Source organism: Streptomyces sp. NPDC001492 (assembly GCF_053597275.1).
The window spans coordinates 337,071-349,789 of sequence record NZ_JBSFHW010000001.1 but is presented as its reverse complement, the minus strand read 5'-3'; the positions used below and the strand labels follow the sequence as shown (position 1 = coordinate 349,789).

Annotated in this window: 17 protein-coding genes and 1 tRNA gene; 7 read left to right on the top strand and 11 right to left on the bottom strand. The window is 69.9% G+C overall.

The genetic code is table 11. The features are described 5' to 3' along the window. Positions 1-79: 79 nt before the first annotated feature. The 3 genes from ACWC1K_RS01750 to ACWC1K_RS01740 form a co-directional block, all read right to left on the bottom strand. Entirely contained in the window at positions 80-826 is a 747-nt protein-coding gene (locus ACWC1K_RS01750) for an ANTAR domain-containing protein (protein ID WP_351472270.1), read from the bottom strand. Next, positions 816-1,379: a hypothetical protein gene (locus ACWC1K_RS01745; RefSeq protein ID WP_450828090.1), complete on the bottom strand. Its 564-nt coding sequence runs from the start codon at positions 1,377-1,379 to the stop codon at positions 816-818. Before ACWC1K_RS01745 ends, ACWC1K_RS01750 begins: the two co-directional genes overlap by 11 nt. Positions 1,380-1,483: 104 nt before the next feature. Next, positions 1,484-1,909 (bottom strand): STAS domain-containing protein, encoded by a 426-nt coding sequence (locus tag ACWC1K_RS01740; protein ID WP_450827886.1) that lies wholly within the window; start codon positions 1,907-1,909, stop codon positions 1,484-1,486. Between the two features lie 447 nt (positions 1,910-2,356). On the opposite strand from ACWC1K_RS01740, the gene ACWC1K_RS01735 reads away from it, so the two are divergent. Next, positions 2,357-2,851, top strand: coding sequence for an Asp23/Gls24 family envelope stress response protein (locus ACWC1K_RS01735; RefSeq protein WP_450827884.1), 495 nt, complete (start codon positions 2,357-2,359; stop codon positions 2,849-2,851). Positions 2,852-3,284: 433 nt separating this feature from the next. After that, complete coding sequence (locus ACWC1K_RS01730; protein WP_450827882.1) at positions 3,285-3,779, top strand: hypothetical protein; 495 nt, start codon at positions 3,285-3,287, stop codon at positions 3,777-3,779. Between the two features lie 779 nt (positions 3,780-4,558). Here the strand turns inward: ACWC1K_RS01730 and ACWC1K_RS01725 are convergent. From ACWC1K_RS01725 to ACWC1K_RS01710, 4 genes are all read right to left on the bottom strand, one after another. Next, the gene (locus tag ACWC1K_RS01725) at positions 4,559-4,846 is read right to left on the bottom strand and encodes a hypothetical protein (RefSeq protein ID WP_351472282.1); all 288 of its coding nucleotides are present in this window, start codon (positions 4,844-4,846) and stop codon (positions 4,559-4,561) included. A 187-nt stretch (positions 4,847-5,033) separates the two neighbouring features. Continuing rightward, entirely contained in the window at positions 5,034-5,390 is a 357-nt protein-coding gene (locus ACWC1K_RS01720) for a PRC-barrel domain-containing protein (protein ID WP_232649506.1), read from the bottom strand. A gap of 9 nt (positions 5,391-5,399) precedes the next feature. Further along, on the bottom strand, positions 5,400-5,792 hold the full coding sequence (locus tag ACWC1K_RS01715; RefSeq protein ID WP_450827880.1) for an ANTAR domain-containing protein: 393 nt from the start codon (positions 5,790-5,792) through the stop codon (positions 5,400-5,402). A gap of 82 nt (positions 5,793-5,874) precedes the next feature. Beyond that, positions 5,875-6,171: a hypothetical protein gene (locus ACWC1K_RS01710; protein ID WP_351472290.1), complete on the bottom strand. Its 297-nt coding sequence runs from the start codon at positions 6,169-6,171 to the stop codon at positions 5,875-5,877. Between the two features lie 379 nt (positions 6,172-6,550). On the opposite strand from ACWC1K_RS01710, the gene ACWC1K_RS01705 reads away from it, so the two are divergent. The 5 genes from ACWC1K_RS01705 (at position 6,551) to ACWC1K_RS01685 (ending at position 8,483) form a co-directional block, all read left to right on the top strand. Continuing rightward, positions 6,551-6,763 (top strand): hypothetical protein, encoded by a 213-nt coding sequence (locus tag ACWC1K_RS01705; RefSeq protein ID WP_232649503.1) that lies wholly within the window; start codon positions 6,551-6,553, stop codon positions 6,761-6,763. 115 nt (positions 6,764-6,878) lie between these two features. Beyond that, positions 6,879-7,037 (top strand): hydrophobic protein, encoded by a 159-nt coding sequence (locus tag ACWC1K_RS01700; RefSeq protein ID WP_232649502.1) that lies wholly within the window; start codon positions 6,879-6,881, stop codon positions 7,035-7,037. A gap of 93 nt (positions 7,038-7,130) precedes the next feature. Then, the gene (locus ACWC1K_RS01695; RefSeq protein ID WP_232649501.1) at positions 7,131-7,304 is read left to right on the top strand and encodes a CsbD family protein; all 174 of its coding nucleotides are present in this window, start codon (positions 7,131-7,133) and stop codon (positions 7,302-7,304) included. Positions 7,305-7,434: 130 nt separating this feature from the next. Next, on the top strand, positions 7,435-8,049 hold the full coding sequence (locus ACWC1K_RS01690; protein ID WP_450827878.1) for a hypothetical protein: 615 nt from the start codon (positions 7,435-7,437) through the stop codon (positions 8,047-8,049). 164 nt (positions 8,050-8,213) lie between these two features. Beyond that, positions 8,214-8,483 carry a hypothetical protein gene (locus ACWC1K_RS01685; RefSeq protein WP_450827876.1) on the top strand — a complete coding sequence of 90 codons (270 nt, stop codon included), beginning with the start codon at positions 8,214-8,216 and terminating at the stop codon, positions 8,481-8,483. A gap of 203 nt (positions 8,484-8,686) precedes the next feature. On the opposite strand, the gene ACWC1K_RS01680 is transcribed toward ACWC1K_RS01685, so the two are convergent. From ACWC1K_RS01680 to ACWC1K_RS01665, 4 genes are all read right to left on the bottom strand, one after another. Then, the gene (locus tag ACWC1K_RS01680; RefSeq protein ID WP_450828088.1) at positions 8,687-10,138 is read right to left on the bottom strand and encodes an AAA family ATPase; all 1,452 of its coding nucleotides are present in this window, start codon (positions 10,136-10,138) and stop codon (positions 8,687-8,689) included. A gap of 67 nt (positions 10,139-10,205) precedes the next feature. Next, the gene (locus ACWC1K_RS01675) at positions 10,206-10,433 is read right to left on the bottom strand and encodes a hypothetical protein (protein WP_450748184.1); all 228 of its coding nucleotides are present in this window, start codon (positions 10,431-10,433) and stop codon (positions 10,206-10,208) included. 451 nt (positions 10,434-10,884) lie between these two features. Then, positions 10,885-10,961 (bottom strand) — tRNA-Thr (locus ACWC1K_RS01670). 107 nt (positions 10,962-11,068) lie between these two features. Continuing rightward, positions 11,069-12,652 carry an alpha/beta hydrolase gene (locus ACWC1K_RS01665; protein WP_450827874.1) on the bottom strand — a complete coding sequence of 528 codons (1,584 nt, stop codon included), beginning with the start codon at positions 12,650-12,652 and terminating at the stop codon, positions 11,069-11,071. Between the last annotated feature and the right edge of the window lie 67 nt (positions 12,653-12,719).

Genomic DNA, 12,719 nt, shown 5'->3' with positions numbered 1-12,719 from the left:
CGTGGGCACCCTCAATTGAGCCTTTTCCCGGCCCGACGGGGCGGGAAGTACAGCACGTTCCTCGGCCGGCACCGCTGCGTCAGGTTTTCTCCTCGGCCTGACCCGGCTCCGCGTCCGGTGGGAAACGAAGCTGTCGGGCCACCACGTCCGCGGCCACGTCGGCGAGCCGGCGTCCGTGTGCATAGGCGTAGGCGCGGAGCCTTACGAAGGCTTCCTCGATGCCGACTCCGAGCTGGGCCGTGAGCATCCCGCTGGCCTGGTCGATCTCCGCCCGGTATGCGCCCAGGTCCTCGACGGGACCATCGCGCGGGCCGCCCGTCTCGTCGATTCGCGCGTCGAGCAGTACCCATGTCGCGAGATCGGCGAACGCCAACGCGTCCGCCAGTTCCTCCGCGTCCAACCGGACCGGAACATCGGCATACAGGTCCAGCACTCCCGGGCTGATCGCCCCCATCTGCAGCGGGAGCGCGAACACCGCGCGTGCCCCGGCTTCCAGGGCCGCCTCGGCGAACACCATCCAACGGTCCTGCAGGTCACGGGTGAGCAGATCGGGCGTCAGGACGGCCGAGCCGTGCAGGAAGGCGTCCACACAGGGCCCCTCGCCCAGCGTGAGCTGGAGCTCTTCCAGTTGCTCGCTGATGCCGTCGGTGCTGCACAGCGGGTGGCTCGGCGCGGCCTGGGACATCGCCGACAGCCCGGCCCCGCCGACCGGCAGCGCGGCCACGGCCGCGGTGCACACGTCCACCACGCCGACCCGGGCACCGCGCCGGGCCGCCTGCTCGGCCACCAGCATCCGAATGCGGGCCGACCGCCTCTCAGGGACCACCCGGGCCGCCTTCTCCAGGCATCGTGACAAGACCCTTCGGCCTCGCCGTGGTGCGTTCCCCGACGGGAAGCACCAGCGCGCGGAACCTGGTGGGACCGGCCGGCCCGCGAAGCTCTCCGACATCCAGCCACCCCCAGGAGCGGAACGCAGCGGAGGTTGCACGATCGGCCCGGTCCACCAGCGCGGCGCCGAGTGACGTCTGATGGTCGATCAGCAGCCGCTCCTGCAGCCTGCGGGCGAGGCCACGGTCCTGTAGGTGCGGCCGGATCAGGATGTCACCGAACGCGAAGACCCGGTCGAACAGCGTGAGTTGATCGATGCTGCGCGGCAGTACTCCGTCGAGACCGAACCACCACGAGCCGTCGCCGCGTGCCGGGAACCCGAAGGCGCATCCCATCAGTCCGTCCGTCTCGCCGATCACCATGGCGAATCCCGGCCGGCGCATGTCCGTGGTGAGACGGTTCAGGAAGTTCTGGCGGCCGGGACGGCGGTACGCCTCACCCGGCGCCGTCGCACGGGACTCCGCATACAGTCCCGCCAGGTCCTCAAGCATGTCCTCCACCAGCCAACGGTTCAGCCGGCGCAACCGCACCGGAGCCATGGAGCAGGGCTCGCCGTCTCCCGGCTCCCGTAACTGTCCCCGCCCGACTCCGGCCGTCATCGCACATCGCCCGAGAGAACAAGCGCAAGCGGGACAGACCGGTGTGGCGGGGCTGGAGCGGGCATGGCCGCGGTGTCCCCGGGAGGAGGCGGCAGGGGGCCGAACGGAGTGCCGAGGAGCAGGAACCCGCAGCCGGCGAGGCCGATGACAAGGGCGAGCATCGGCGGCGGGTGGTGCAGTCGCAGGGTCCCGCCCGCCAGGGTGGTCTGCTGCGCGGCGTACAGGAAGGCGTTGAGTCCGCTGCAGTCACAGAAGGTGACGGGGGTGAGGTCGACGTCGATGGTGTGCATGTCGTCGTACAGACACCGCTCCAGTGCGGCGCGCACCAGTGGCGCCGATTCCAGGTCGATCTCACCGGCCAGGGTGATCAGTGCCCGTTTCCTCCGGTCATGGCGATACACGGTGAGCTGCGGGAGGGACATGACGCCTCGGTTCTGGGGACCATCCGGCAGCGGGCGCGGTGACGCCGGATACCCGGCCTGTATGGCGCGCTCCCGGTGGGGGCGTACGTTCGGCGGAGTCGGAGCGAAGGCCGGTCCGACCGCCTGTGCGCCAGGACGGAGGACCACCCGGTTCCCTCCAGGGATGCCGCCGGGTGACGGACTACGAGTCCGCTCCGCGCGCCATCTGTGTCGAGCAACGACAAGCCGCCGGGGTCTGGGACGTCCGTACGCAGCATAGTCCTCGGCGCGGTCCGATGGGTGGCCGGTAACCCGCCTGTTCCCAGGGCCTGGACCGTGGCCGCGATGTGATGCCGTACGCGGGCATGGACGAGGCGCAGCGCGGTACTCGGCAAGCCGCACGGCAGGCGGCGGCCGACGGCTGCCCGGGCACGGCAGTCCGTGCACCACCCGAGGAGGTGGCTTCGCATGACGGAGCCGAACGGTTCGACCCTGCCCAAGCCCGGCCCTGATGGGCCCCGCACCGGCCTGGGCACGACGCTGCACGCCGCACGGCCCGGGCCCCAGGAACCGCCGGAGACCCGCGGCCGGACCATCATCGCCGACGGGGTGGTGGAGAAGATCGCCGGCATCGCCGCACGGGAGGTCCCCGGAATCCACGCGCTGGGCGGCGGATTCACCCGCACCATGGGAGCCATGCGCGACCGGGTCCCGGGCGGGCATCCGAGCGCGGGGCGCGGCGTAAAGGTCGAGGTCGGTGAGAAGCAGACCGCAATCGACCTCCAGGTCGTCGTCGAATACGGGGTGAGCATCACCGACCTCGCCGCAGAGGTCCGTGAGAACGTGATCGCGGCGGTGGAGCGGATGACGGGCCTGGAAGTCGTCGAGGTGAACATCGCGGTCAACGACGTCCACCTGCCGGACGAGGACACGCAGGAGACCGGCGAGGCCCGGGTGCATTAGGGCCTCGCCCGGGCAGACGCGGGCATGGCTGCCCGAGGCAGTCTCCGGCTGCTGCCGGACGGCCGTTCTCAGCAACCCGACTCCATCAGACCCGGGGCACATCAAGGTGCGACCGTCACTCGTGCGAAGGCCGGGACGGCCTACGGAGTCGAGCCGTCCACCAGCGGTACCGGGGCCGCCGACCGCGTGACCGGGGGATCCCGGCGGCTCTGCCGGGGCTGAGCCCGATCCTGACCCGGCGCACGCCGCACCGCCCGCCACGGCCGGGACAACACAGGCGACAAGGTGCGGCGAAGACGCCGTCCGACCGTCGTGCGCCCCCGCGACGAACAGCACTGGTTCCACCACCGTGCCGCCCTCCACCGACGATCCCCGGACAACCCTCCCGCACCGGACGGCCATGCGGCGCAGCGCTCATGCATGAGTGTTCTTCATGGAACAGCTGACCAGGACGGCGCGTCTCGGACCGGGTCCTGCGCGCTCCGCCCCCGACGACGCCGCCCGCCGAGGTCTGGACCGGCTCGTCACTGCTCAATCAGCGGTGGCGTCGGAACTGCTCGCCGCAGCGCCGCTGGACGATGCGGACGACGCCGAACCGCTCGGGCTGGGGCTGGAGCTGGCGCCCGGACCAGAAATGGTGTCCGGCGCCGCGCTCGCGTCCGGCGAGGCGGAGCCGGCCGTCTGCGGCGCCGTGCCGCTGGACGCACCCGAGGTGGGCGTCCGGCTGTCGCCGGGACCCGGGGTACCCGCCGAGCCACCGCCCACCGAGGTTCCCCTGCCCGGCTCGTTCCTGACCACGGCCGCCACCGGTTTACCCATGATCACCTCCACCGCGGTGACCGTGATCATCGCCAGGGCGAACACCAGGCCCGTCGCCAAGGCGTATTTCCTCCATCCGATGGATCTCCGGACGGAGCCACCACGATAGGTGGTGACCGACTCTCCTCCGGAAGACGCGGAGCCCGCTGTCGTCCCGCCGTGCTCGCGATCCGGGCCACCGGTTCCGAAGGGCGGCCTGGCTGCAACAGGCTCGGCGTGGGCCGGTGACCCGAACGCCGCCCGGGCGTCCGCGCGGTGTTCCGCCCGCTCCTCGCCCGGCGTCCTCGGCACTCCCACGGGCGGCACCCGGCTACGGATCCCCTCGCCTGTCCGTCGGAAAGCATGCGAGAAGACCGCCGCGCCGGTGGTCGCGCTGGTACTGACCACGGCGGCCCCGATGAGCGTTCCGGTCACCCCCAGCAGGGACGCCAGCACCGCACCCACCACAGTCGCGAGTGCGCTCGCCACCACCTGCACCGCAGTCAGGTCGAGTACCTTGCGCTTGGGCGCCCGTTCTTCTTCTCTGCGATTCCCCATCGGTGTCCCTTGATAGTTGCGGAGCCCGACAACCGTCGGCGCCGTGACCATCTGCCAGACGGCGGGCGTCAAGGACCAGGCCGGGCGACACCTCGCGGCCACCGCGTGAGGGCCGGACCTGTGCCGCTCACGGTGGGACTGACGCGCCCTTGATGGAGATCCGGGAGCGTTTCGCGGCCGCGTGCGAACAACTGCGGACCGCGCTGAACAGCCCCGTACTGCTCGAACGGCCAAGGGCGAACTCGCCCCCGCAACCGCCGTCTGTCCGAACGCGCCCGCGCCTTCATCGACAGCTTGGAGCCCCTCCCCCGACTGGTGGCCTGACGCTGTTGCGGGGACGGCGGAAGAGGGCTAGGTCCGGTTGACCCGTCCGGCCACCGCGTGACCGATCAGCAGGTAGACGACAGCGGGCAGACCGTAGTTGACCGCGGTGCGCCAGTTGTCCGAGTGGATGGTGAACAGATTGTGCGACCAGCCCGAGAGCCAGTTCGCCGCGTCGTGGACCCAGGAGACCGTGGTGTTGGCGGTGTTGGCGTCGAACAGGTAGAGGGCGATCCACAGGATCAGAATCAGTGCCGCGATGTCCGCGATGATGGAGATGATCGTCCCCGCGGGGCTTCCGCCGTAGCGTCTGGACATGTCCGACGACTAGCCCTGCCAGCGGAGTTGAAACCTCGCCGCCCCCGCTTGGGACACCGCTCCACAGGCGGCGCCGGCGGGCTGGGGCGAAGGAGGAGACGCCGAGGCCCCGTACGGGTCGAAGCGGACGGCTGCCACCGCAGATCCCGGCTGCGGCGGACACGGCAGTCGTGCCGTCCGTAGGTGGTCAGCGGCGCGCCAGTTGCCGTTCGCCGGCCGCACCGGGCTGGTACGGCAGTCCATAGTGCTTGAAGATGGCTTCCTCCTGCTCGGCGGGAAGCACGTCGTCTGTACCGATCGAAGGGGCCTGCTTCACCAGGGTTCTGACATAGCCGACCTTGACGTAGCCGGGCCCGGCGATCGCGTCCTCGAGGGGAACGAAGACCAGGCGGTGCCGGGTCGGAAGTCCGGTCCGTACCGAGGCCATGGCCGGCTCGTCGGTGGTGGTGTCCACATAGACCGCCTCCAGGACACCGACCTTGTGGCCTTCGCTGTCGACGACATCGCGGTTGCGCCATTCCCGGACATCGGCTGCGTGGATCATGGCCTCTCCCTACCTGGACGGTTCATCGGCCGGGGGTGAGTCGCACCCTCGGTCTTCCGCGTAAAGCCGCCGCAGCGCATGCCGCAGCGCCCACTGCATCGGCCGCGTCATCGGCTTGCCCTCCCAGACGTCGACCATGGCTGCGGCCACCTCCGGAAGTGTGGTGTGGCACTGCCGTGAGATGTCGACCAGGAGGCCCCTGGCCGTCCCGCGGCTGCAGGGGGTCAGGACCATCATCATGCCGGAGGCCTGGTCGACGACCGCACGGCCGGCCAGCGCCCGCCGCAGCTGATCGTTCTCGGCGCGCAGTGCGACGAGATCCTCTCCCGCCGATGCGTTCCCCCACGTGGCCTCGGCCCGCAGCTTCCACCAGTCCTCTTGGAGCAGGGTTGTGCGTTGCATGGCATGTTCCTCTTGACGAGTTCGAGGTGTCCGGCCCTGCCGAAGCCGGGCCGGTAGGCACGGCTGCCGGTCCACTCCACGGTCACCTGGGGTGTTCGTGGTCCCGACGGTCCTCGCGCCGCCAGCGCGCCCGGTTCTGGCGGCTGTAGCGGCGGTCCCAGCGGTCCTGACGATCCCGGCGCTCCTGATAATCCCGGTAGTCCTGGGGGCCCCGGTGGTCCCCGAGATCGGAACCGCCGCCACTGCTGCGGCCTCCGCCGCGATCACGGCCGTGCCGGGTTGCGCCGTAGACCAGCACCGCCGCGGCCACCCACCAGATGGGGTGAAGGAAGCCGAAGCCGAACAGGACCGCGACGAGGATGAGGAGCAGGACGAACACGGTGGGCCTCCCCGGGAGCGGGACACAGCATCGATACCGGGGACTGGGGCCTCACCCCACAGCCTAGTCCTGCCCAAAGGCTGCGGATACCGTGCGACGTCGGCGCGTTCTGCAGGCATGGATGGCTGCTTGACACCTGTCGGGGAACGGCTGCGAGGACTAGCGTGCGCCTTGCCGCCCCTGCCCCCGGCAGCGTCGCACCGCCCACGCGCTCCGCAGAGGGCGCACCCAGCGCATCGGTGCCGGAACCCGCCACGTCACGGGCGAGGCTGTTCCCGTAGATGCCCGTCGTCACGCGATCCCGGCGTGCCCGATGCGCCCCGAGCGGGCACCGATCTGCCGCCCGCCGCGTCGCACGCATCCATGCCAGGCGGTACCCATGTACGCGCTGATCGTTCCCGCTTCGACCCCCTTCGTCCTGCTCGCCACCGTGCTGGCCCTGTCCTGGTGGGAGGACCACATCCTGCCGGCACCGCCGGCCGAGCCGGCCGAAGCACCAGCCGAGGCTCCGTTCACCCCGTCCGCCCCTGCACAGCTCCCAGAACTCGTCAGTGTCGATGCTGCGTTGACAGGGGAGGTTGCCGGGCGTTGACTGGCAGCACGGCGTAGGGCCATGCCACTCCGGACCATCGGGGCGCAGCATTCCACCTTCCCGCCGCCCGGACCCCGCGGAATTCAGGAAATCCCCGCGATCTGGAGGCCCGGCAATGATCTGGATTCTTCTCCTTCTGCTGATCCTGGTGGTCTTCGGGTTCGGCTTCACGATGCAGATCCTGTGGTGGGTCGCCGCCGTCCTCCTGGTCCTCTGGATCGTCGGCTTCGCCATGCGGGGGCGCAGTGGTGGCCGCCGCTACAGCCGCAGGTAGTCCGTTCCGGAGCTCGATCCTGCCCGCAGGAACAAGCGGCCTGTACGGCGATCACACGGGGGAACCCACCCACCGGACAAACAGGAGGCGGCCATGACCGTCGGACGGACCATCAGGCACAGGACACAGGCATGGAAGGGCCGGATCACCGAACGCATCGGCCGAACCACCCGCAACAGGCGACTGCAGCGGCGCGGCAGGACCGACCAGGTCTCCGGAAACCTGAAGCAGGCCGGAGACAAGGCCAAGGACGCTTTCAGGCGCTGACAAAGGACGCCCGAGGCGGTTCCCACGTCGCGCGGACACCACCCGGCAGGCCTCAACACCCCATGAGCCGACAGGAATTGACGGCAATGAAGCTGACCAACGTGCACAACGAGAGTCAGAGAAGGCGGCCATGTTCACCGTCGTGATCACCGCTGTGATAGTCATCGGTCTGGCCGCCCTCCTCTACTTCGGACGTGGACGGGTACTGGGCAGTGGCCGACGCGGGCTGAAGCGGCGCTTCGGCCCCGAGTACGCCCGCACCGTCGCCCGCCACGACGGCGACACCAAGGCCGCCGAGCAGGAACTCGACAGGCGCGTGGAACGGCACGGGTCCCTCACCGAGCGGCCCTTGTCACCCGACGCCCGCGAGTACTACGTGACTCAATGGGCCGCCGCCCAGGAGCAGTTCGTCGCGTCACCACAACAGGCCGTCACCGAGGCGGGCGCGCTTCTGGCAGGCCTGGCAAGGGATCGCGGCTTCCCCGACGGCGAGCAGTTCGAGGACCAGATCGCCGCCCTGTCCGTCCACCACGCCCACTACGTCCAGGGCTACCGCAGCATGCACACCGCAGCCCGCGGCCAGAGCGGCACCGAGGAAATGCGGGAGGCCATGGTCGAAGCCCGAAGCCTCTTCGAGGCGCTGGTCACCGAACAGCCGGCCGACCCGGACCGGCCGACCCCCGACGACCAAGGCCACGCACCGTGGCCACTGACCCGCCGCCATGCGAAGGGAAGCAGCACCTGATGTCGCTCAACGCCGAACACGCACGGCAACCCCGGACCGGGGGCCCGGATGATCCCGCGACGCAAAGCGCCCCGCAGGCACCTCGCACCGAACCCGATCACGCACCGCGTGAGCCCGGCGCCGGCGCCGACAGCCCCGATCGGGGGGCGGGCCAGGACCTGGTCTTGCAGGACGAACGGGACAAGCTCACCCTGCGCCTCCAACAGGCCCTGACCAGCTTCGTCGACAGCCCGCGCGAAGCGGTGGAGGAGGCCGACGCCGTCCTCGACGATGTCGCTGCCCGGTTCACCGACACCCTCACGGAACGGCGCCGCATCCTGCGCGCAGGCTGGCAGGACACCCACGCGCAGACCGAGGAACTACGACTCGCGCTGAGGCAGTACCGGGAGATCACCGAACGGCTGCTGCACATGTCGGCGCCTGCCGGTCAGTGACACCGTCCTCCCCGCAGGAACACCGCCGCCGCAGGCACGTCGCCGACATGTCGTAGTGGCCGCCCGCGTTCAGCCTGACCGTCCGGCGACGGGTCGCGGATGATCGTAGGAGCCCCGCGACCTCCTCTCCGGAGAGCCCGAACTCATCATGCGGGTACGTCAACCGGCGCGGCAACCCGCTCCCCAGCGCTGCTGATCAGCAGTCACTCGCCGTGGTAAAGGCGAGGCAGGTCGATGAGTTGGATCGTGCGGTCGTCCTTCGCGAGGTGGTGCAGTTCATCGGTGAAGCCGGTGCCGCTGAAGCACAACAGCCGTGTCGCCTCGGTGGCCGTGCCGCTTCTGGTCAGGAGGGAACGGATGTGCCGGAGACGTTCCAGGTGGCCGGCTCCCATCACGTCGCTCCACTTCGCTTCTCCGATGGCGAGCAGCACCTGGCGGCCCTCGTGGGACTCACCGTGGACGGCGACGTCGACTTCGTGGCTGGTCCTGGCCGCGGGGTCGTTGACGGCACCGCTGGCGACCCGCGTGACATGCCCTCCGTGAGTGTCGGGCGCAGCGTGCCAGCGGGCCCATTCCCTACAGACCTGCTCGAAGTGCGGGCCGACGACTTTACTGCGGAAGGTGGACTGGGCGCGGCGCCATACGTCGGAGGCCCGCCCGGGGCGTTCCAGATCGCCCCAGGCCGGGCGCATGACCGCGTGGTAGAAGGTGACGAGCGGCTCGGCGATGCGGTAAGCGGAGCGGTTACGGCGAAAGGCATCGGCCTCGTGGGTGATCATGCCGACGTCCTGGAGCACGCTCAGCGGGTGGGCGAGGTCGGTGGACTTGCGCCCCAGGTAGTCGGCGATGCCACCACGAGCGGCGTTGCCGGAGGCGATGGCTGCCAGTACCGAGTGGTACAGCGCGGTGTCACGCAGTTCGGGCTCTTCGGCGAGGAGGTAGCGGGCCTCCCGGAAGAGCGGACGCGCCGGGTTGAGGACGGCACGGATGACCCAGGCGTCGAAGTCGTCCGGCCCGGCAGGGGTGTCCCCCTGTGTGAATTCACGGCGGTAGGCGGGTGTACCCCCGACGATGGCGTTGGTCAGGAGCGCCGTACGCGGGTCGTCGATCTGCCAGAACTCGGCCGCGAGCCGGAAGTCCAGGGTCGGGACCACGAGTTCGAGGCCGGCCCGGCCACGCAGCGGAGCATTGCCGGACAGCAACCGGCCCATGAACGACAGCGCGGAGCCGCACAACAGCAGACGCACGGGAGTGTTGGTGTGCTGGGCAGCAGGGTCCAGAGCGCGCTGGATGATCGAAGGCAGGGAGGGAGACGCCTTGGCGAGGAAAGGGAACTCGTCGATGACCGCCACGGTGGGCCCGCCCGAGTCGGCAATGCGCATGAGTTCCGTGACCGCCTCGTCCCAGTGCGCGAAACGGAACGGAGTGGGCTGCCCGCGATGACGGGCCAGCGCCTCACCGAACTGACGCAGGGCGTCGGCCTCGGTGGTCTCGGTGGCGGTGAACATGAAGCCGCCACTGGCACGAGTGACAGCGTCGAGCAGGAAGGTCTTGCCCTGTCGGCGGCGACCGGAGACCACGCCCAGCGTGGCCCGCGGGCCAGGCAAGGTGGCGAACCGGGTCAGCTCGGCCCATTCGAAATCACGGTCGAACATCTCGGCGGGCTTGTCCACAGCACCAGCTCCAACATATAGATGGAGTTATTATAGCTGAACTTATTCGTCACGCCCGCTCGACGATAACCGTTTCCAGTCGATGCGCCCGTTGAGGATTCCGGCTCGTTCCGCGGCCCTTCCGCGTTCGCGCCGCCGGGCCGCCCTGCGGCTCTTCCGGCCGGGTGGAGGTGTCGTAGACCTTCGATGAGGAGGCGGGCGGGATCGAGCCGAGCAGTGGGGGCACGCCGTAGCCGGAGTTCGAGGCCGCGAGGATCTCCGCATCGTCGGCCTTCAACTCGCGCCGTCCGGACGGCTCCGGGAGTACCACGGTGCACCTCGCGCACGTACGGCATTCACACTCCCGCCCTCGCCCCGGACGGCATCACCGGACCGACGGAACCGACCGAGCCAACCTTCCTGCGCAGGGTTGTGCGACATCGACAACTTGGCCATAGCCAGCGCTTCCCGCTCGGACGCCCGCCATCAATGCCAGCTGCTGCACTACAGATGCACGGATGCGCTCCCCTCCCGCACGCCATTGCCGACCAGAACCGATCAGGCGGCGGCGAGCCCTCGAACCCACAAGGTCAGAGGGGTACCGGCACGCGCACCCCCGCGAACCACACCACCAGAAACCTCCGACCTACGCATTGCGGCTGCACTGGTCAACAGCCGCAATCCCGGCCGGACGAGACAACATGAATGACAGAAAACCCCAGGTCAGAGGCCTGACCGGGGGTTCCAAATGGAGCCGCCTTCGGGATTCGAACCCGAGACCTACGCATTACGAGTGCGTTGCTCTGGCCATCTGAGCTAAGGCGGCGCGCCGTCCGCACTATGGTGCGATCAGCAACGTCGGTAAGTCTACACAGTTTCGGGGGGTGCTCCGTACCAGCCCCGGGCGGGGGTGCCGCGGGGCTGGTAGTAGGCCTATGAGCAGCGCTTTCCCTGGGTCGGAGGGGTTCCGCGGAGCAGGTAGGCGTCGATCGTGGAGTCGATGCAGGTGCTGCCGCGGCCGAAGGCGGTGTGGCCGTCGCCCTCGTAGGTGAGGAGGCGGGCCGAGGCGAGCTGGCGGGACAGGGACTGGGCCCAGCGGTACGGGGTCGCCGGGTCGCGGGTGGTGCCGACCACGACGATCGGGGCCGCGCCCTTCGCCTTGATGCGGTGCGGGGCCCCGGTGGGCTGCACCGGCCAGTACGCGCAGTTCAGGGAGGCCCAGGCAAGGCCCCTGCCGAAGACCGGGGAGGCCTTCTCGAAGGACGGGAGCGCCTCCTCCACCGCTTCGGGGGCGGCGAAGGCGCCCGGGAGGTCCAGGCAGTTCACGGCGGCGTTGGCGGCCATCAGGTTCGCGTAGCGGCCTTGGGCGTCGCGCTCGTAGTAGCTGTCGGAGAGGACGAGCAGGCCCGCGCCGTCCTTCTCCTTCATCGCCGAGGTCAGCGCCTCACGCAGCTGCGCCCACGTGCCCTGGTCGTACATCGCCGCGATCACACCGGTGGTGGCGAGGGCCTCGCCCAGCCTGCGGCCGTCGGCATCGCCGGTGGGGATGGGGTGCGTGTCCAGTTCCTTGAAGAAGGCGCTGAGGTTGGCGCCGACCTGGGCGGGCGTGGTGCCCTTGCGGCCGAGCGGGCAGTCGGGCTGCTGCACGCAGTCCTTCGCGAACGACTGGAACGCCGTCTCGAATCCCGCGGTCTGGTCCAGGTTCAGCCGGCGGCTGCTCAGGGACGGGTCCATGGCGCCGTCGAGCACCAGCCGGCCCACCCGTTCCGGGAAGAGTCCGGCGTACGTCGCCCCGAGGAACGTCCCGTACGACGCCCCCACATACGTCAGCTTCGAGTCCCCCAGCGCCGCCCTCAGGATGTCCATGTCGCGGGCCGCCTCGACGGTGGAGACGTGCCGCAGCAGCCGGGCCGAGTGCTGCCCGCAGCTCTCCGCGAACTTCCGGTAGGCGCGGACGAGTTGGTTCGTCTCGTGGACGGAGTCGGGGGTGGTGTCCGTCTGTGTGTACGCGTCCATCTGGCGGCCGTCGAGGCATTCGACGGGCTCGCTGCGGGCGACGCCGCGCGGATCCACGGCGACCATGTCGTAGCGGGCGCGGACCTCCGCCGGGTAGCCGACACCGGCGTACTGCTGCAGGTACCCGATCGCCGAGCCGCCCGGCCCGCCCGGGTTCACCAGCAGGGAACCGAGCGGCTTGCCCTTGCCGGTCGCCTTCTTGCGGGCGACGGCGAGCCGTACGTCCCCGGCGTCCGGCTCGGCGTAGTCGAGCGGTGCCTTCATCGTGGCGCACTCGAAGCCCGCGGGGCCGCAGGTGCGCCAGCTCAGCTTCTGTCCGTAGTACGACGAGAGAGCGGACGGCGTCGACCGCGGCAGCGCGGCCAGCACCGCCTCCGCCGCATTGCTGCCGGTGCTCGCGGTGCCCCCGGAGGAGCAGGCGGAGACGAGCAGTGCGGCCGCGGCGAAGAGGGTGGCTGCGGTTCTGGGACGGCAGGGACGAAAGCTGCGCCTGATGTACATCAGGCGAGCGTAACTCTGTGCATCCACTCAGATGCGGTGCGTGCGCGCCGTGGCTCGTATGAATTAC

What these genes read in the sequence shown, in the direction of transcription:
- ACWC1K_RS01745 (WP_450828090.1), bottom strand. Translation starts at nt 1,379, where the DNA reads ATGCTTGAGGACCTGGCGGGACTGTATGCGGAGTCCCGTGCGACGGCG.
- ACWC1K_RS01740 (WP_450827886.1), bottom strand. Translation starts at nt 1,909, where the DNA reads ATGTCCCTCCCGCAGCTCACCGTGTATCGCCATGACCGGAGGAAACGG.
- ACWC1K_RS01735 (WP_450827884.1), top strand. Translation starts at nt 2,357, where the DNA reads ATGACGGAGCCGAACGGTTCGACCCTGCCCAAGCCCGGCCCTGATGGG.
- ACWC1K_RS01730 (WP_450827882.1), top strand. Translation starts at nt 3,285, where the DNA reads ATGGAACAGCTGACCAGGACGGCGCGTCTCGGACCGGGTCCTGCGCGC.
- ACWC1K_RS01725 (WP_351472282.1), bottom strand. Translation starts at nt 4,846, where the DNA reads ATGTCCAGACGCTACGGCGGAAGCCCCGCGGGGACGATCATCTCCATC.
- ACWC1K_RS01720 (WP_232649506.1), bottom strand. Translation starts at nt 5,390, where the DNA reads ATGATCCACGCAGCCGATGTCCGGGAATGGCGCAACCGCGATGTCGTC.
- ACWC1K_RS01715 (WP_450827880.1), bottom strand. Translation starts at nt 5,792, where the DNA reads ATGCAACGCACAACCCTGCTCCAAGAGGACTGGTGGAAGCTGCGGGCC.
- ACWC1K_RS01705 (WP_232649503.1), top strand. Translation starts at nt 6,551, where the DNA reads ATGTACGCGCTGATCGTTCCCGCTTCGACCCCCTTCGTCCTGCTCGCC.
- ACWC1K_RS01700 (WP_232649502.1), top strand. Translation starts at nt 6,879, where the DNA reads ATGATCTGGATTCTTCTCCTTCTGCTGATCCTGGTGGTCTTCGGGTTC.
- ACWC1K_RS01695 (WP_232649501.1), top strand. Translation starts at nt 7,131, where the DNA reads ATGACCGTCGGACGGACCATCAGGCACAGGACACAGGCATGGAAGGGC.
- ACWC1K_RS01690 (WP_450827878.1), top strand. Translation starts at nt 7,435, where the DNA reads ATGTTCACCGTCGTGATCACCGCTGTGATAGTCATCGGTCTGGCCGCC.
- ACWC1K_RS01680 (WP_450828088.1), bottom strand. Translation starts at nt 10,138, where the DNA reads ATGTTCGACCGTGATTTCGAATGGGCCGAGCTGACCCGGTTCGCCACC.
- ACWC1K_RS01665 (WP_450827874.1), bottom strand. Translation starts at nt 12,652, where the DNA reads ATGTACATCAGGCGCAGCTTTCGTCCCTGCCGTCCCAGAACCGCAGCC.